16 protein-coding genes are annotated in these 18,262 nt (G+C 63.4%); 6 read left to right on the top strand and 10 right to left on the bottom strand.

Annotated elements, in window-relative coordinates; genetic code table 11:
• Window positions 1-18: 18 nt before the first annotated feature.
• The 7 genes from CAF92_RS17865 to CAF92_RS17895 form a co-directional block, all read right to left on the bottom strand.
• Window positions 19-363, bottom strand: a complete 345-nt coding sequence (locus CAF92_RS17865) for a YggL family protein (protein ID WP_004376110.1) — start codon at window positions 361-363, stop codon at window positions 19-21.
• Between the two features lie 41 nt (window positions 364-404).
• The gene (locus CAF92_RS17870; RefSeq protein ID WP_085601518.1) at window positions 405-4,037 is read right to left on the bottom strand and encodes an ATP-binding protein; all 3,633 of its coding nucleotides are present in this window, start codon (window positions 4,035-4,037) and stop codon (window positions 405-407) included.
• An 8-nt stretch (window positions 4,038-4,045) separates the two neighbouring features.
• On the bottom strand, window positions 4,046-4,663 hold the full coding sequence (locus tag CAF92_RS17875; protein WP_046616274.1) for a response regulator transcription factor: 618 nt from the start codon (window positions 4,661-4,663) through the stop codon (window positions 4,046-4,048).
• A 283-nt stretch (window positions 4,664-4,946) separates the two neighbouring features.
• Window positions 4,947-6,278: a deoxyguanosinetriphosphate triphosphohydrolase gene (locus CAF92_RS17880; RefSeq protein WP_085601519.1), complete on the bottom strand. Its 1,332-nt coding sequence runs from the start codon at window positions 6,276-6,278 to the stop codon at window positions 4,947-4,949.
• Window positions 6,279-6,467: 189 nt separating this feature from the next.
• Window positions 6,468-6,797, bottom strand: a complete 330-nt coding sequence (locus CAF92_RS17885) for a hypothetical protein (RefSeq protein WP_085601520.1) — start codon at window positions 6,795-6,797, stop codon at window positions 6,468-6,470.
• Complete coding sequence (locus tag CAF92_RS17890) at window positions 6,794-7,168, bottom strand: phage holin family protein (RefSeq protein WP_013971683.1); 375 nt, start codon at window positions 7,166-7,168, stop codon at window positions 6,794-6,796. The genes CAF92_RS17885 and CAF92_RS17890 overlap by 4 nt, the downstream gene beginning before the upstream one ends.
• A 9-nt stretch (window positions 7,169-7,177) precedes the next feature.
• The gene (locus CAF92_RS17895; protein ID WP_046616271.1) at window positions 7,178-7,492 is read right to left on the bottom strand and encodes a YqjD family protein; all 315 of its coding nucleotides are present in this window, start codon (window positions 7,490-7,492) and stop codon (window positions 7,178-7,180) included.
• A 313-nt stretch (window positions 7,493-7,805) separates the two neighbouring features.
• Here CAF92_RS17895 and CAF92_RS17900 point away from each other — a divergent pair, with 313 nt between their 5' ends.
• The 5 genes from CAF92_RS17900 (at window position 7,806) to CAF92_RS17920 (ending at window position 11,175) form a co-directional block, all read left to right on the top strand.
• Window positions 7,806-9,014 (top strand): ammonium transporter, encoded by a 1,209-nt coding sequence (locus tag CAF92_RS17900; protein ID WP_046616270.1) that lies wholly within the window; start codon window positions 7,806-7,808, stop codon window positions 9,012-9,014.
• A gap of 71 nt (window positions 9,015-9,085) precedes the next feature.
• Complete coding sequence (locus CAF92_RS17905) at window positions 9,086-9,325, top strand: glutaredoxin family protein (RefSeq protein ID WP_085601521.1); 240 nt, start codon at window positions 9,086-9,088, stop codon at window positions 9,323-9,325.
• A gap of 108 nt (window positions 9,326-9,433) precedes the next feature.
• Entirely contained in the window at window positions 9,434-9,865 is a 432-nt protein-coding gene (locus CAF92_RS17910; protein ID WP_046616268.1) for a D-Ala-D-Ala carboxypeptidase family metallohydrolase, read from the top strand.
• Between the two features lie 65 nt (window positions 9,866-9,930).
• Entirely contained in the window at window positions 9,931-10,239 is a 309-nt protein-coding gene (locus tag CAF92_RS17915; protein ID WP_046616267.1) for a hypothetical protein, read from the top strand.
• 51 nt (window positions 10,240-10,290) lie between these two features.
• Complete coding sequence (locus CAF92_RS17920) at window positions 10,291-11,175, top strand: pseudouridine synthase (protein WP_046616266.1); 885 nt, start codon at window positions 10,291-10,293, stop codon at window positions 11,173-11,175.
• 59 nt (window positions 11,176-11,234) lie between these two features.
• Here the strand turns inward: CAF92_RS17920 and CAF92_RS17925 are convergent, their stop codons facing one another.
• The 3 genes from CAF92_RS17925 to acnA all read right to left on the bottom strand — a co-directional run bounded on the left by CAF92_RS17925 (window position 11,235) and on the right by acnA (window position 16,595).
• A complete protein-coding gene (locus tag CAF92_RS17925) occupies window positions 11,235-12,800 on the bottom strand; it encodes a PAS domain-containing methyl-accepting chemotaxis protein (protein WP_046616265.1) in 1,566 nt (521 codons plus the stop codon).
• Window positions 12,801-12,998: 198 nt separating this feature from the next.
• A complete protein-coding gene (locus tag CAF92_RS17930) occupies window positions 12,999-13,775 on the bottom strand; it encodes a CPBP family intramembrane glutamic endopeptidase (protein ID WP_085601522.1) in 777 nt (258 codons plus the stop codon).
• A 78-nt stretch (window positions 13,776-13,853) separates the two neighbouring features.
• Window positions 13,854-16,595: an aconitate hydratase AcnA gene (gene acnA, locus CAF92_RS17935; protein ID WP_085601523.1), complete on the bottom strand. Its 2,742-nt coding sequence runs from the start codon at window positions 16,593-16,595 to the stop codon at window positions 13,854-13,856.
• A 216-nt stretch (window positions 16,596-16,811) separates the two neighbouring features.
• Between acnA and rlmM the strand changes: the two genes are divergently transcribed.
• Entirely contained in the window at window positions 16,812-17,876 is a 1,065-nt protein-coding gene (gene rlmM, locus CAF92_RS17940) for a 23S rRNA (cytidine(2498)-2'-O)-methyltransferase RlmM (RefSeq protein WP_085601524.1), read from the top strand.
• Window positions 17,877-18,262: the final 386 nt, after the last annotated feature.

The following is an 18,262-nucleotide window of genomic DNA, read 5'->3' on the forward strand; positions in this document are numbered from 1 at the left end:
GATCGAGCCGGGCCGGTATTACTCGGCCTTGTTGATCGGCTTTTCCGGGTACCAGGCGTCCAGCAGCGGGCTGACTTCGATCTTGGTCAGTTCGCTACGGCCTTTGAGCCAGGCTTCAACGGCTGCACGCTGTTCTTCGCTGACCGAGCCACGTTTGACCGAGCACACCAGGCCGAAATCGTCACCGCCTACATAGTCCAGGCCATTGGCATCCATGGCTTCTGCCAGGAACGCGTCGAGGAAAGCATCGATTGCCTGGTCATCCAGATCTTCCTTGAATTCCAGGTTCAGCTCGAAGCCCAATTCCTGAAACTCGTCGACACACAGCTTCTTGCGCAGACGACGGGAGCGGTTTGTGGCCATGAAACAATCCTCTTAGGTAATAACGCCGCGCAGTCTACCAGTTAACACGCGTGGCTGCCTGCTTGTGTGCAGGTGCCCGTGGCCAGTTCCTTGGCCAGGGCACGTTCTACCCGGCGCATATGTCGCGCCAGTGCCTGGCGCCGCAGGCGCAACTGGGCGGTAGGCAAGCCGCTTGCTTCCAGGGCTTCGCAGGCCTTCATCAGTGCGGGGGCTTCCAGCATCCGCGCGGCGCTGAGCACCTTGTGCGCCTGTTCGGCAATGGCATCGCTGTCGTTCTGCGGATTCAGTGCCATCAAGGTGGCCAGGTCGGCCTGCAGGCTCTGCTGCAACGCCTGCAGGAAGCGCTGGCGGTCGTTCGGGTCTTGGCCGACCACTGTGGCCAGGCCGTCCAGGTGGTACAGCTTGCGCCGCGGTTTGTGTTGGCGGTGCGGGCGTATGCCGGCCAGGCGCTGGCTGAGCGTGCCCAGGCTGATCGGCTTGAGCAGGCAGTCGTCCATGCCGGCGCTCAGGCACTTGCGGCGTACCTCCGGCTGTGCGTTGGCGGTGTAGCCGAGAATGGTGCAGCGCGGCCGCTTGCCATGGCGTTCCTCGGTGCGTACGGCGGTGGCCAGCTGGTAGCCGTTCATGTGCGGCATGTTGCAGTCGAGCACCAGCACATCGAAGTCGCCCGCCCGCCAGGTGGCCAAGCCTTCGCGACCGTCGCGGGCGCTGGTGTGCTTCAGCCCCAGGTAGCCAAGCTGCTGTGCCATCAATTGCAGGTTGGCTGGATGGTCGTCGATCACCAGCACGTTCAGCCTAGGGTCGGGCACATCGAGGTTCTCTATCTGCCGGGCCGGCTGCGCCGCAGCGTCAACCCGCTGCAGTGGCATCTTCAGTCGCACCTGGGTGCCGACATCCTCCAGGCTCTTGATGGTCAGGCTGCCGCCCATCATTTCGCACAGGTTGCGACAGATGGCCAGGCCCAGCCCGGTACCCGCACGGGCGCTCTGGCTATGCGGGTTGGCCTGGATGAACGGGTTGAACAGGCGTTGCAGGTCATCTGCGTGGATGCCGATGCCGCTGTCGCGTACTTCCAGCTCCAGCACGGCAGGGGTGGTGGTGCCGTCGTCCACCAGGCCGACGCAGATGCGCACCTGGCCATGCTCGGTAAACTTGATGGCGTTGCTTACCAGGTTGGACAGGACCTGCTTGAAGCGCAGGGGGTCAAGCAGGGCATGGCAGCGTGCGGCCGGTGCGATCATAACCTCCAGGGCCAGGCCTTTCTGCCGCGCCTGGCCTTCGAAAATGCGCCCCACCGATTCGACCAGGGCTGCAAGGTCGACGGCCTCCGGGGCAAGGGACAAGTGCCCCGACTCGATGCGCACGATGTCGAGGATATCGCCGATCAGGCCCAGCAGGTCCTTGGCCGAATGGTGGGCCAGTTCCAGCGCGCTGCGGTCTACCCGGCCTTGGTCGGCGCGCTTGACTGCCAGCTCGAGCATGCCGATGACCGCATTCATCGGGGTACGGATTTCATGGCTGATGGTGGCCAGGAACGTGCTTTTGGCGCGGTTCGCATCGTCGGCCTGCTGCTTGGCCTGGCGCAGCTCCATGACCAGATGGCGGCGTTCGCTGATGTCGATCCAGCCACCGATGATGCCCTGTACCACACCCAGTGAGTCGCGGTACGGCAGAATCCAGTGGTAGATGGTCATTTCCCGGCCCTGGATCCGTAGTGGCCGGTCCATGATCAGTGGCGAGCCTTCGGCCATCACCTTCAGGTAATCGGCGTGGATCTGCCGGGTCTGCTCGCTATCGGCGAACAGGCTACCTTCCAGGTTCTTGCCGATGACCTCCTCGGACCGGGCCTGCACGGCTTCGAGGTAGCTGTAGTTGCAGCTTTGCAGGCGGCCCTCGCGGTCACGCACGTACATGGGGTGGGGTGTGCCGTTGAGCAGGGCGCGCATGAATGCCAACTGGTCGTTCAGCGCCCGTTCGGCACGTTGCCGTTGGCGAATCTGCAGACGCAGGCGGGCATTCCACAGCAAGGCCAGGAGCAATAGCACGGCGGTGCCCAGTACCACTTGAATCGCCAGCCTGCGGTAGCCGTGGTCATTGCCATCCTCGTGCAGGCTGAAGCCGCGCCAGCGGTTGTTGATGACCCCCAGTTCTTCCGGCGAGATGCTCAGCAGCGCCTTGTCGAGGATCGACACCAGCACCTGCGATGGGGCACTGGTGGCCATGGCGAAGTTGGCGGGTTCGCTGCCGACGGTGGCCCGGATGACCAGTTCCGGGTTGCCGGCCAGCGCGTGGTTGGCGTCGATCAAAGTGGTGATCACTGCATCGACGGCACCGCTGTTGAGCAACGCCATGGAATAGAACGAGCTTTCGGTCTCGACCCAGCCGATTTGCGGATAGTGCCTCGACAGCATGGCGTCCATGGCGCTGTAGCGGGTGATGGCGATGCGATGACCCTGCAGTTGTTCCAGCGAGGTGAGGGGTTGTTTGTCCTTGCGGCTGACCAGCACATAGGCGCTTTCAAGGTAGGGCTGGCTGATTTGCAGGTCGTCTTCGTTCACCCCGCCGGTGGCCAGTGCAGCGATGACATCGGCGCGGCCATCCTTGAGGCGGGCAATCATGTCGGCAAGGCCGCTGGCGCGCTGTACCTCGAAACGCAAGCCGGTGCGCAAGCGAAGGAGTTCGAGCAGGTCAGCGGTGATGCCGCGAAAATGCCCCGAGCCATCGAAATACGAGACAGGTGCAGCGGTGTCATCGATTGCCACACGCATCACCGGGTGGTCCTTCAGCCATTGTTCTTCGGTGTCGGTCAGTTGCAGCTTGCGGTCGGTCAGCAGTTGGTCGCTACCAGCGCTCCAGCGTTTGAAGATACTGGCGCGTATGGCCGAAGTCTGTCTGTCCAGGGTGGCGTTCACCATCTGCATCAGCACCCTGTCCTCGTGGCGCAGGGCAAAACCGAAGCCGATGGCTTCGTGCTTGCCGAAACTGGCCATGCGCAGACGTGGCAGGTGGCCGCGATTGAGCTGGTAGTGGGTGGAAATGGTATCGCCGATGAACACGTCGGCCTGGCCGAACGCCACGGCACTCAAGGCCTCGCTGGATGAGCCGAAGGCCAGCAGCTCGGCCTTGGGGTAGGCGCTTTTCACCTCCTGCCGCGGCAGGTAGTGGTAGAGCATGCCCAGGCGCATGCCGGCCAGGCCCATGTCCAGCGCCCGGCTTTCGTCCTCGCGGGTTACCAGCACCGGTTGGTCGATGGCATAGGGGTGCGACAGGGCAAGGCCATCGCTGGCCGCTTCGTAGCCATTGGCGCTGCCAAGCAGGTCGATATCGCCCTGGCGCAGCGCCTCCACCGCCGCTTGCCGGCTGGAAAAGCGCAGCACACGCACGGGCAACTGCAGGGCGTTGCCGATCAGGTTCGCATACTCGGCGGTAAGGCCTTGGTAGTCGCGGCCCCCACTGGTGATGTCGAATGGTGGGTAGTCCGGTGCCGAGGTACCCAGCACCAGTTCCTGACGGCCTTCGAGCCATTGCCGTTGCTCGTCGGTGAGCGCAGGCAATGCCGGCCTGGCCGATGAGCGTGCCAGCAAGGTATAGGATGAAGCTTCGTGGTGGGTCGCCTGTGCCACGCTGCTGAACAGGAGCAGGGTGAACAGCAGGCGAACTATGAGCTGCGCCATGACTACCCTCAGACCAGCGCGTTGCGTTTGGCCATTTCAATCAGGTCGACCAGCGTATTGACCTGAAGTTTGTGCATGAGGCGCTTCTTGTAGGTACTGACGGTCTTGCTGCTGAGGAACATGCCCTTGGCAATTTCCTTGTTGCTGCGGCCTTGGGCGAATAGTTGCAGTACCATCAGTTCGCGGTCATTTACCTGGCGGAAAAGTTGCAAGTCGGCATCTACCGCATGGTCATGCTTGATTGCCTGGCTGGGGAAATAGTTGTAACCAGCCAGCACGGCCTTGATTGCACTGAGCAGTTCGCTCAGGTCTTCCTGTTTGCACACATAGCCTGCAGCACCCGAGTGCATGCAGCGTACGGCAAACAATGCGGGAGATTGCGCGGTCAGTACCAGCACCTTCAGGGGCAGGGCCATGGCCTGGAACCGGGCAAGCACCTCCAGCCCGTCCAGCTTGGGGATGCTGATGTCGAGGATGACCAGGTCGGGCGAGGTTTCGCGAATCATCTGCATGGCGTCAACGCCGTTGTCCGACTCGCCGACAACCTTGTAATTCTGGTTTTCCAGCAACATACGAACGGCCAGGCGGATGACGGGATGGTCGTCGACGATAAATATGGAATGCATGTTCAACTTCCCTGCGGGCGATTGAGGATGACAGGCGGCACCTTATCGCAGTTGAAAGTCATCGGGCATGCGAGGAAGGGCTATTAGCCCTATATGGGAAATGGCTTACAAGATAAAACAATTCGGGCTACGAACCAGGCACATTTAACTCAATGTCAAAACGTGATTGGTAACTTTTCATTTATTTTTATTCGTGTTGTTTAACTTGTCGCCAGTGTATGTAGGAAGTTTCCCACAAAGTACGGTGCAGCTCCGGGCAATGCCCGGGTTGCACCGTCAGGGCTCAAGTCGGGCTGGAGCGCCCGGTCATTTCCCGGGCCATTTCGCTGGCATAGCTGTCGGTCATCCCGGCGATGAAGTCGATCATGCGCAGGAAGGCGCTGTGCAGCGAGCCGTGCGGGTCGGGGGCATTGTTGCCGATCAGGTCCAGTACCCGGCGGCTCTTGAACGAGGGTGTGCGCCCACCGTGCTGCTCGAGGGCCGCCCCGCAGAAGGTGTTCAGCAGGATCTCCAGCGTGGTGTAGGCGCCGATTTCGTGCAGGGTCTTGCGCTTGTCCTGGAAGATCTTGTTGCGTGCCATGGCCTTGGCCTGCAGCACGCAGCGCTTGGCCGGGCCGTGCATGTGTTCGACCAGGTCGCCCGCAAGCTGGCCGGCCAGCAAGGCCTGCTGCTGCTCGACGAAGGCGCGAGCGGCAGCGTTGGTCAGGTGCTCGATGGCCTTGCCGCGCAGGATCGCCAGCTTGCGCCGCCGGGAGTCGCCAGGGCCGAGCTGGCGGTAGGTTTCCGGCAGGTCATCGCCGACCAGGTCGAGCAACAGCGCTTCGACTTCAGCGTACTGCAACAGCTCCATTTCCAGGCCGTCTTCCAGGTCGATCAGCGCGTAGCAGATGTCATCCGCAGCCTCCATCAGGTAGACCAGCGGGTGGCGCGCCCAGCGCTGGTGTTCCAGTTGCGGCAGGCCGAGCTTGCGGGCGATCTGCTCGAGCAGTGGCAGCTCGCTCTGGTAACTGCCGAACTTGTGCTTCTTGTAGCCCAGGGCGTCGGCGTGGCGTGCGCTCCATGGGTACTTCAGGTAAGTACCGAGGGTGGCATAGGTCAGCCGGGTACCGCCGTCGAACTGGTGGTACTCCAGCTGGGTGAGTACGCGAAAGCCTTGGGCATTGCCTTCGAAGTTGAGGAAGTCGGCGCGCTCGTCGTCGCTCATGTCGTCCAGCCAGCCACGCCCGGCGGCCTGCTGGAACCAGTGGCGGATGGCGTCTTCGCCAGAGTGACCGAACGGTGGGTTGCCGATGTCATGGGCCAGGCAGGCCGACTGCACGATCATCCCCAAGTCGCTGGGGGCGCACCAGTCCGGCAGGCTGTCGCGCAGGGTTTCGCCGACGCGCATGCCCAGCGAGCGGCCAACGCAGCTGACTTCCAGCGAGTGGGTCAGGCGTGTGTGGATATGGTCGTTGCTGGAAACAGGGTGCACCTGGGTCTTGCGCCCGAGACGGCGGAAGGCTCCGGAGAAGATGATGCGGTCGTGGTCCTTGTGAAAGGGGCTGCGCCCGAGTTCATCGGCGCTGTACAGGGCTTTGCCCAAGCGTTCGCGGGTGAGCAGGGTGTGCCAGTCCAAGGCGCGGTCTCCTGTGGATCGAGGGGTATAGCTTCCGGTGTCCGGAAGGGCAGCGCAAGGGGTAAGCCTGTAAGGGCCCTATCGCCGGCAAGCCGGCTCCCACAGGAATCGCACATGGCGTGAGACCGATGCGGTCGAGGTGGGAGCCGGCATGCCGGCGACAGGGCCGGTGCTGTCGACGGAAAACGCTCAGGGGCGGCGGCTGCCTTGCAGGTACAGGCGCAGCAGCGGCAGCAGGCCGGTGCCCAGGCGCAACAGCCGCGCCAGGTTGCCGCTGCGCACACCTTTGCCGGTGAGGAAGCCCAGCGCCACCACGGCGCCAATCCCCCACAGTGGCGCATGCTTGATGCCCAGCCCGTCTTGCAGCGAGCTGCCCATGCCGCGCACCCGGCGCAGCGGCTCCAGCAACTGCGCGGACTCGTGGCGGATTTCCTGGCGGTGCATTTCCATGCGCAGGCGCAGCAGCGCCTTGCGCAGTTCACGCGGGTTACGGGTGTTTGGCAGTTCTGGCAGGCTCATGGCAACAGGCGCTCCCGGTCCTTGGCAAGTTCCTCTAGGGTGGCGCCGAAGGGCGACGACTCGTCGAACACCGCTGCTTTCAGGCGCAGGCCGCAATACAGCGCGGCGATGCCGTAGAACACGCACAAGCCGATGATGCCGGCCAGGCGATAGCTGTCCCACAGCAACACCAGCAACAGCCCGGACAGCGCCGTCAGCAGCAGCAGGGCGAATACCAGGGCCAGGCCAGCGAACAGCAGCAAGCTCAATGTGCGACCCTTCTGCTCCTGCAACTCGATGCCGAACAATTCGATATGGCTGTGCAGCAGCCCCAGGGCAGCCGCGCCCAGGCGCTTGCCCGAGGCGCTGGCGCCGTTGGCGTCGTTCTCCATGGGAACCCCTTAGCGCCGGTTGGCCAGCAGGCCGATCAAGAGGCCGACGCCCGCGGCAATGCCGATCGCCTGCCATGGTTTTTCCTGCACGTACTGTTCGGCACTGCCCAGTGCTGCGTGGCCGCGCTCGCGCACCGAGTCCTGGGTCAGCTGCAGGTTTTCGCGGGCCTGGGCCAGGCGATCGTGGATCTGTGCGCGCAACTCGTCAGCCTGGTCGCCGGCCAGGTTGGCGGTGTCGGCCAGCAGCTTCTCGGTATCGCGGACCAGTGCCTGGAAGTCAGCCATCAATATCTCTTGTGCAGTCTTTGCCGATTTGCTGGCCATGGGTGTCTCCCTGTCGATGGATGTTGGTAGTTCGAGTGATAGCACGCGCGGAAGGTTCAAGTGCCGGCGCTGGTATGGGCCTTGCTAAGCCTTTGCCACGTTGCGGGGCGCCCCAGGCGGGTATTGCGCCGATTCAGGGCGCCAGCGCAGCGGATACCGATAAACCTTAACCCAATCCACGACAAACCCAAGAAAAAACCACGCAGGCTCCGCCCGGCTCACCGAAACAGGGCAGGGGGCTGGCACCGATTCGGTGCAGGGATGCAGGTTCTTGAACTGTCCTGGTGCCTTTTTCAGCAGGTCTGCCTATTTCATGGAAAACATGCACAGCGCGATGGACTCCCTGGTCCACGGTTCCAACACCCTGTTCATTCTCATGGGCGCCATCCTGGTGCTGGCCATGCACGCCGGCTTCGCGTTTCTCGAAGTGGGCACGGTGCGCCACAAGAACCAGGTCAACGCCTTGTCGAAAATTCTCAGCGACTTCGCTATCTCGGCACTGGTGTACTTTTTCATCGGTTACTGGATCGCCTACGGTGTCAGCTTCTTCCAGCCGGCGGCGGCGCTGGCGGCCGACCATGGCTATGCGCTGGTCAAGTGCTTCTTCCTGCTGACCTTCGCCGCGGCGATCCCGGCGATCATCTCCGGGGGTATCGCCGAGCGGGCGCGCTTCGTGCCGCAACTGTGTGCCACGGCGTTGATCGTGGCGTTCATCTACCCGTTCTTCGAGGGCGTGGTGTGGAACGGCAACCTGGGCGTTCAGGCCTGGTTGCAGGCACGCTTCGGCGCGCCGTTCCATGACTTTGCCGGCTCGGTAGTGGTGCATGCCATGGGCGGCTGGCTGGCGCTGGCGGCGGTGTTGCTGCTGGGCGCGCGCCGCGGGCGCTACCGCGATGGCCGGCTGGTGGCGTTTGCGCCGTCGAGCATACCCTTTCTGGCATTGGGGTCGTGGATCCTGATCATCGGCTGGTTCGGCTTCAACGTCATGAGTGCCCAGACGTTGCAGGGTGTCAGCGGCCTGGTGGCGATCAACTCGCTGATGGCCATGGTCGGTGGCACCCTGTCGGCCCTGCTGGCCGGCCGTAACGACCCGGGCTTCCTGCATAACGGGCCGCTGGCCGGGCTGGTGGCGGTTTGTGCAGGTTCCGACCTGATGCACCCGATCGGTGCGCTGGCCACCGGCCTGGTGGCGGGCGCGCTGTTCGTCTGGACCTTCACTGCGGCGCAGAACCGCTGGAAGATCGACGATGTGCTGGGTGTGTGGCCCTTGCATGGTCTGTGCGGTGTGTGGGGCGGCCTGGCCTGCGGCATCTTCGGCCAGGAGCTGCTGGGTGGCATGGGCGGTGTCAGTCTGGCCAGCCAGTTGCTGGGCAGCCTGATGGGCGTGGTGGTAGCACTGGCTGGCGGTTTTGCCGTGTATGGTGCAATCCGCGCGCTGCACGGGCTGCGCTTGAGCCATGAGCAGGAGTTCCAGGGCGCGGACCTGTCGCTGCACCGTATCGGCGCCACCAGCCAGGATTGAGCCACGTCAGGTGCACGGGGGGCAGGACGGACCTAGAATAGGTTTCTCCCTGTCACATCGGACTTGCCCCCATGCTGCCTGAATGCCAACTGTTCGGCACCCTCGGCTGCCACCTTTGTGAAGTGGCCGAGGCCGTGCTGATGCCCTTCGTCGACCATGGCCTGCTGGTGGAGCTGGTCGACATTGCCGAGAACGAAGCCATGTACGAGCGCTATGGCCTGATCATTCCGGTGCTGCGCCGCTGTGACAATGGCGCCGAGCTGCACTGGCCGTTCGATGCCGGACAGGTGGTGGCGTTTCTCGAGCAGTAACAGCGCCAGGGGAGGTTTGTCCCTGCTCCATGCAGTGTGTTGCGTTGTGATGATCCGCTGCCGGCACGTTGAGGCCGGCATCCATCACCGGTCATCAGGAATCCAGCCATGCGCATTTCTCCCCATTTCACCCTCGATGAAATGACCATTTCGCAGCTCGCCGCCAGGGAAGGGCTCGACAACAATCCTCCCGCTGAAGCGCGTGCCAACCTGCAGTTGCTGTGCAATGCACTGGAGCAGGTGCGTGCGTTGTTCGGCGCACCAATCATCGTCAGCAGCGGCTATCGCAGCCCCGCAGTCAACCAGCGCATTGGCGGGGCGTTGACGAGCAAGCATCTGCAGGGGCTGGCGGCTGACTTCACGGTGATTGAAGTGAGCCCGCGCGAGGTGGTGCGCCGTATCAGCGAAAGCGCCATCCCCTTCGACCAGCTGATCCTCGAATTCGATAACTGGGTGCACCTGGCTGTGTCGCGTAGCGCCCCACGACGCCAGGTGCTGACCATCCGCAAAGGCACCGGCTATCTGCCGGGCCTGCAATGAAGCGCATTGACGGCGGCAAGGGGATGTTCGTATGCTGTATATAAATACAGTATCGAGGTAAAGCCATGCTCAATGTCGAGCAACTCAAGTACAGCGTCAACCGCATGCCCGTCGAGCGGGTGGCCGACGCTGTTCTGGAACTGCGCCTCGAAGGCTTGGTGACCGACGACCGCACTCCGTTCGGCAAGGTCCACTTCAATACCTGCTTCGCCGAAATCGAGGCCCTGTTCCAGCGTGCCGGCTACCACCGTGGGTTGGACGTGGTGGGTTACCAAGGGTTGCTCTATGCCCTCTACGACCCGGGGCGATGGGAGCCGGTGCAGGTGTTGCGCTGGCTGAAGGAGCGCTGCGAGGCCATTGCCAAGGCTGGTTGAGGGCGCGGGCTTGGGGGATAATGCGCGGCCGTGAACGTTTCGAGCCCTGCCATGACCACGCCTTTCGACCCCGCCCGCCAGCAAGCCAGCACGGTGTGCCTGCCTCCCGGTAACTGGGCGACGGTGCTTGACTGCCTGTGTGACCATTTCAAGGCCATCGACCGCGCCCAGTGGCTCGATCGCTTTGCCCGTGGTCGGGTGCTGGATGCCGAGGGGCGGGCGGTTTCTGCCGAACTGCCTTACAAGCGCGGTATGCGTTTGCATTACTTCCGTGAGGTGCCGAACGAGCGGCCGATCCCGGTGCAGGAGACCGTACTGCATGTGGATGAGCACCTGGTGGTAGCCGACAAGCCGCATTTCCTGCCAGTCACGCCGACTGGTGAATACGTCGAGCAGACCTTGCTGCGCCGCCTGATCCGCCGCCTGGGCAACCCGCATCTGGTGCCGTTGCACCGTATCGACCGGCACACTGCCGGGCTCGTGCTGTTTTCCGCCAACCCGCAGAGTCGCAGTGCCTACCAACGGTTGTTCCCCGAACGGCGCATCGACAAGCGCTACCAGGCCATTGCCGCGGCCATGCCGCAGCACGATTTCCCGCTGGTGCACAAAAGCCGCCTGGTACATGGCGAGCCGTTTTTCCGCATGCATGAAGTAGAGGGGGAGGCCAACAGCGAAACCCTGGCCGAAGTGCTGGAGAAAAATGGCGAGCTGTGGCGTTACGGGCTGTCGCCGGTGACTGGCAAGACCCATCAACTGCGTGTGCACATGGCGGCATTGGGGGCGGGGATCTGCAATGACCCGTTCTATCCGCAGTTGCTAAACGAAGAGGATGATTACCAGCGGCCACTGAAGTTGCTGGCGCAGAGCCTGCGCTTTGCAGACCCGCTGAGCGGGGAAGAGCGCTATTTCGAGAGCTGCTTGCAGCTGGATTGGTAGTCTGGACGGGGTCGTTGTAGGAGCGGCCTTGTGTCGCGATGGGCCGCTCCTACAGGGCCCTAGCGGTTGAACCGCTCTACCAGCGAGTACTGGGTACCCGCCGTGCTGGTCAGCTCTTCGCTGAGCAGCGCCGAGTGCTGGGCCTGTTCGGCAGTCTGGTCGGCCAGGTCGGCAATGGTGCTGATGTTGCGGCTGATCTCGTCAGCCACTGCCGTCTGCTCCTCGGTCGCTGCAGCAATCTGGGTGGCCATGTCGGTAATGTTGGCCACCGCTTCACTGATGCCCACCAGCGCCTCGTCGGCCTGCATTACACGGTCGACGCCTTCCTGCGCCTGGCGATGGCCGGTTTCCATGGTCAGCACGGCATTGCTGGCAGTTTGTTGCAGCTTGGCGATCAGGCCGTGAATCTGCCCGGTGGATTCGGCAGTGCGCTGGGCCAGCTGGCGCACTTCGTCGGCCACCACGGCAAAACCTCGGCCCATTTCACCGGCACGTGCCGCTTCGATGGCGGCGTTCAACGCCAGCAGGTTGGTCTGGTCGGCGATGCCCTTGATCACGTCGACCACCCCACCAATCTCATCGCTGTCCTTGGCCAGTTGCGTAACCGTCTGGCCGGTCTCGCCCACCGCCGCCGACAGGCGTTCGATGGCCTCGCGGGTTTCACCGGCAATCTGCCGACCCTGGCTGGTCAGGCGGTTGGCTTCCTGGGTGGCATCGGCGGTGCGCTGCACGTGGTTGGCCACTTCCTGGGTGGTGGCGGCCATCTGGTTGACCGCAGCGGCAACCTGCTCGGTCTCCACCCGCTGGCGCTCCAGGCCTGAAGAGCTCTTGTGCGCCAGCGCGTCGGACTGGCGCGCCTGTTCGCTGAGGTGTTCGGCGCTGTCCTGCAGGCGGGTCAGGCAGGTTTTCATGCGCGCGTCCTGGCTGAGCATGGCCATTTCCAGGCGCGCCTGCACGCCACGGCTGTCGGTGTACATCTGCGCGATCAGCGGGTCGGAGGTGGTCTGTTCGGCTAGGCGCAGCAGGCGCTTGAGGCCGCGCTGTTGCCAGCTCAGACCCAGCAGGCCCAGCGGTACGGAAAGCCCGGCAGCCAGGGCGAAGCCCCAGGAATGGCCCAGCCAGTTGCCGATCAGGAAGCCTACCTGGCTGATCAGAATGAACGGCAGCCAGTCCTGCAGCACCGGAAGCCACTTGTCCCGGCGTGGTATCGGCGGTTTGCCCTGGTTGATGCGCTGGTACAGCGCCTCGGCGCGACGGACCTGCTCGGCGGTAGGTTTGACCCGCACCGACTCGAAGCCGACCACCTGATTGTTGTCGAAGATCGGCGTGACGTAGGCGTTGACCCAGTAGTGGTCACCAGACTTGCAGCGGTTCTTGACGATGCCCATCCACGGCTGGCCCTGCTTGAGGGTCTGCCACATGTGGGCAAACACCGCTGGCGGCACATCCGGGTGGCGTACCAGGTTGTGCGGCGCACCGGTCAGCTCTTCGCGGGTGAAACCACTGATCTCGATGAAGGCATCGTTGCAGTAAGTGATCACACCTTTGGCATTGGTGGTGGAGATCAACCGCTGCTGGGCAGGGAAAGTCCGTTCTCTCTGGGTAATCGGCTGGTTGTTACGCATGGGTTGATAGTCCGCAGGGCTTTCGACAGATATCGGCAAGCCGCTGGTTTTATTGAATGAATAATTAATGTGCTTGATCTACAGCAATAAGCCAGCACGAGATCTGGTTTACCCCGCGAGCACGTTCAAGCAAGTTGGCGTCATTATTGCGTTTTTACTGCTTTTTCATGACGGATAGGTCGAATGATGACCGATTAGCTAGCCAAGAGCCAGCATCGGGTAGCTGAACAGGGTGAAGTGCACCAGGTTAAGGGCGAAATGGCAGAGTACCGCCGCTGCCACACCGCCCCAGCGGTACGCCAGCCCGTAGCCGATTCCGGCAAGGGTGGCCAGGTACACCCATTGCCAGCCGGCTCCCAGGTGGGCCAGGCCGAACAGCAAGGCGGCGGCGAACAATCCTGCCCCTTGGTGGCGCAGCAGCCGTTGCAAGCCGGCCTGGATGTAACCGCGGAACAACAGTTCTTCGGTCAGGCTTACCAGCAGCAGGTTGTTCAGCAGCCAGAGCCAGGCTTGGTCGGGCCATTTCGGGGCCCAGGCCAGCATGTCCAGTGCCCAGGCACCGCCCAGGCAGGCAAGCAGGGTCAGGGGCAGGGCATACAGCAAGCTGCTGGCAAGGCCCTGGCTGCGCCACAGGAACAACCAAGGGCAGGCCAGCAGCAGCCAGGCGCCGATCAGTGGTTTGTCCAGGTTCAGGTACATCGTGAAGGGCAGGGCGCCGGGGCTGAGGACTACGCCGTCGATGACCTTGGCTGCGTTGAAGCCGGGCAACCAGTGCAATGCCAGGGCGATGGCCAGCAGGATGAACACCGTGTGGCCGAGGGCTTGTTGCCAGCGCTGGGGGCGGCGAGCGAGCAGGGCGCCGGCAAGCAGGGCGAGAAAGGTGGGCAGGGTGGTGATGCCGAGGTTGCCGTGGCTCAGGGCAAGGGTGTAGCCAAGCGCCAGGAGTAAAAGTGCGATCAGGTGGAGGCGAGGCACAAGTGGTCCTTCTGATTGAACGATGTTGGGTCTGCTGCGCTGCCCATCGCCGGCACAGCAGCCCCAAGCATACCCGCCTCAACCAGCAATCAGCTGGCGCAACACATAATGCAATATTCCCCCGGCCTTGAAGTACTCCACTTCATTCACGGTATCGATCCGGCATAGCACCTCGATCTGCTCCTGCTGCCCATCCTCGCGGGTGATGCGCAAGGACAGGCTCATGCCCGGGTGGATCTGTGCGCCGTCCAAGCCCAGCACATCGATCTTCTCCTTGCCGGTCAGGCCCAGTTGCTTGCGGTTGTGCCCGGCCTTGAACTGCAGCGGCAGTACGCCCATGCCTACCAGGTTGGAGCGGTGAATGCGCTCGAAGCTTTCCGCCAGTACCGCCTTGACCCCCAGCAGGTTGGTACCCTTGGCTGCCCAGTCGCGGCTCGAGCCGGTGCCGTACTCCTGGCCGGCGATCACCACCAGCGGGGTGCCTTCCTGCTGGTAGCGCATGGCCGCATCATAGATCGACAGCTTCTCGCCACTGGGCACGTGCAGGGTGTTGCCGCCTTCTTCGCCCGCCAGCATTTCGTTGCGGATGCGGATGTTGGCGAAGGTACCGCGCATCATCACTTCATGGTTGCCACGCCGCGAACCGTAGGAGTTGAAGTCGCGGGGCTCCACGCCCTGCTCACGCAGATAGCGCCCGGCCGGGCTGTCGGCCTTGATGTTGCCGGCTGGCGAAATATGGTCGGTGGTCACCGAGTCACCCAGCAGCGCCAGGATCCGCGCACCCTGGATGTTGGTGATCTGCGGGGGTGGGCCGCCGATGTTTTCGAAGAACGGCGGATGCTTAATATAGGTGGAGTCGGCCTGCCACACGTAGGTGGCCGCCTGCGGTACCTCGATCGCCTGCCACTGTGCATCGCCGGCGAACACCTCGGCGTATTCCTTGTGGAACATCGCCGTGTCGACCTTGGCCACGGCAGCGGCGATTTCCTGCTGGCTGGGCCAGATGTCGCGCAGGTATACCGGCTGGCCATCCTTGCCGGTGCCCAGCGGCTCGCGGGTCAGGTCCAGGCGCACGCTGCCGGCCAAGGCATAGGCCACCACCAGCGGCGGCGAGGCCAGCCAGTTGGTCTTGACCAGCGGGTGCACACGGCCTTCGAAGTTGCGGTTGCCCGACAGCACCGATGCCACCGTAAGGTCGGCGCTGCCGATGGCGTTTTCGATCGCTTCATCCAGCGGGCCGGAGTTGCCGATGCATGTGGTACAGCCATAGCCGACCAGGTCGAACCCCAGTTGGTCCAGATAGGTGGTGAGCCCGGCGGCCTTGAAGTAGTCGGTGACCACCTTGGAGCCTGGCGCCAGTGAACTCTTGACCCAGGGTTTGCGTTGCAGGCCTTTTTTCAGAGCCTTTTTCGCCACCAGCCCGGCGGCCATCATCACGCTGGGGTTGGAGGTATTGGTACACGAGGTGATCGCGGCAATCACCACGGCGCCATCGCGCAGGGTGTGGGTCTGGCCTTGATGACTGTAGTCGATCTCCCCGGCCTGGTCGGCGTTGCCCACCGCCACGCCGCCGCCACCTTCGCTTTCCAGGCGGCTGACTTCTTTGGCCAGCGGTTTGGGTTGCAGTTCGATGAAGTGGTCGAAGGCCTGGCTGACCTGGCCCAGGGCCACCCGGTCCTGCGGCCTTTTGGGCCCTGCCAGGCTGGCCTCGACCTCATGCATGTCCAGCGCCAGGCTGTCACTGAACAGTGGCTCCTGGCCGGGCTGCCGCCACATGCCCTGGGCTTTGCAGTACTGCTCGACCAGTTGCACGGTCGCCTCGGGGCGGCCGGACAGGCGCAGGTAGTCCAGGGTCACCTGGTCGACCGGGAAGAAGCCGCAGGTGGCGCCGTATTCCGGGGCCATGTTGGCGATGGTCGCACGGTCCGCCAAGGGCAGCTCGGCCAGGCCGTCGCCATAGAACTCGACGAACTTGCCCACCACGCCCTTCTTGCGCAGCATCTGCGTCACTGTCAGCACCAGGTCGGTGGCGGTGATGCCTTCGCGCAGCTTGCCGGTCAGCTTGAAGCCGATCACTTCGGGGATCAGCATCGACACTGGCTGGCCGAGCATGGCTGCCTCCGCTTCGATGCCGCCCACGCCCCAGCCGAGCACGCCCAGGCCGTTGATCATGGTGGTGTGCGAGTCGGTACCCACCAGGGTGTCGGGGAAGGCATAGGTGCGGCCATCTGCCTCGCGGGTCCAGACGGTGCGGCCGAGGTATTCGAGGTTGACCTGGTGGCAGATGCCGGTGCCCGGCGGTACCACGCTGAAGTTGTCGAAGGCGCTCTGGCCCCAGCGCAGGAAGGCATAGCGCTCGCCGTTGCGCTGCATTTCTATGTCGACGTTTTCGCTGAAGGCCTGTGGCGTGCCGTAGCGGTCGACCATCACCGAATGGTCGATCACCAGGTCCACGGGTGATAGTGGGTTGATGCGCTGCGGGTCGCCGCCGGCCTTGGCCATGGCTGCGCGCATGGCGGCCAGGTCGACCACGGCCGGCACACCGGTAAAGTCCTGCATCAGTACCCGCGCCGGGCGGTACTGGATCTCGCGGTCGGAGCGTCGCTCGCCCAGCCATTGGGCGAGGGCGCGCAGGTCGTCGCCGGTGACGGTCTTGCCGTCCTCCCAGCGCAGCAGGTTTTCCAGCAGCACCTTCAGCGACATGGGCAGGCGCTGCAGGTCGCCCAGTTGGCGGGCGGCTTCGGTGAGGCTGAAGTAGTGGTAGGTCTTGTCGCCGACCTGTAGGGATTTGAGGGTATTCAGGCTATCGAGCGAGGGCATTGCCAACTCCTTCTGCGCCGGTGCCTGGCAACATTTGCCGGTGGCACCGCTCTGTATCGATCCGCACGGCACGGACCTGGCTGAAAGGTCAGGTTAGACCGCTTTGCGCCACCTGACCCTTTTCTGGACCGGCGGGGCGTGTCGCAGGTTCCGATCTTCCTTTATCATCGCCGCCCTGCCGGCGCCTGTGGCGCGCCAGCCGTAGTGGAGTGAGAGATGAATACCCTGTTCATGCATTGCCGGCCCGGTTTCGAGGGTGAGGTGTGCGCCGAAATCAGCGAACATGCCGCCCGCCTGGGTGTTGCCGGCTATGCCAAAGGCAAGCCGCAAAGTGCCAGTGCCGAGTTTGTCTGTAGCGAGGAGGGCGGTGCCGAGCGCTTGATGGGGGAACTGCGCTTCAACCAGCTGATTTTCCCGCGGCAGTGGGCCCGTGGCGGTTATGTCGAACTGCCGGAGAGCGACCGCATCAGTGTGCTGCTGGCACACCTGGCCGGGCTCCCGGTGTTCGGCAGCCTGTGGCTGGAGGTGCTGGACAGCAACGAAGGCAAGGAATTGTCCACCTTCTGCCGCAAGTTCGAGGTGCCACTGCGCAAGGCCCTGGAAAAGGCCGGCCGCCTGGTCGACGACCCCAGCCGCCCGCGCCTGCTGCTCACCTTCATCAGCGGTCGCCGGGTTTTTGCCGGTGTTGCTCCGGCCAACAACAGTGCGCTGTGGCCCATGGGCATCCCGCGCCTGAAATTCCCCCGTGAGGCGCCCAGCCGCTCGACGCTCAAGCTGGAAGAGGCCTGGCACCAGTTCATCCCGCGCGAGCAATGGGAGCAGCGCCTGGGCGATGACATGACCGGCGTTGACCTGGGGGCTTCGCCGGGTGGCTGGACCTACCAGTTGGTGCGCCGGGGCATGCTGGTGACCGCCATCGACAACGGGCCGATGGCCGAAAGCCTTATGGATACCGGCTTGGTCCAGCACCTGATGGCCGACGGTTTCACCTGGCAACCGAAGCAGCCGGTGGACTGGATGGTGTGCGATATCGTCGAGAAGCCAGCGCGTACCACCTCGCTGATAGAGACCTGGCTGGGCGAGGGGTTGTGCCGTGAAGCTGTGGTCAACCTGAAGCTGCCGATGAAACAGCGCTATGCCGAAGTACGCCGGCTGCTCGACCGCATGGAGGCGACCTTCAAGGCGCGCAAGATCAAGGTGTCGATTGCCTGCAAGCAGCTGTATCACGACCGCGAGGAAGTGACCTGCCATCTGCGCCGGATGGACTTGAAACCGCGCTAGTACAGCGAACCGCTTTGTTCTTTTACTTGCTCTCGCTCTCGCTCTCGCTCTCGCTCTCGCTTCGGCTTTTGCTTTTAAGCGCGCGATAGTTCAGGCGCCGCCGATTGCGACTTCAGGAGGCCGAGCGAAGGGACTGCGGAGGGAGGTGACGGGCATGGATGCCCGTCAAGCGCTGAGGCCCCATGGATGGGGCCTGCAGCGCGTACTCCCGGGAGCAGGCCCGTAGCGAGGGGACCCCGGAGCGCAGCGTAGGGGCCGGATGATAGGAGCCAGCGTTTTTTGGTTACTTTTTGTCGCGTTTGACAAAAAGTGACCCGCCGTAAGGGCGGAAAGGTGAATAAGCGCCACCTTCGAAAATGAATGTTGACCTTGTTGTTGATGCCCAC

This window comes from Pseudomonas sp. B10(2017), assembly GCF_002113295.1.
GTDB classification, from domain to species: domain Bacteria; phylum Pseudomonadota; class Gammaproteobacteria; order Pseudomonadales; family Pseudomonadaceae; genus Aquipseudomonas; species Aquipseudomonas pudica.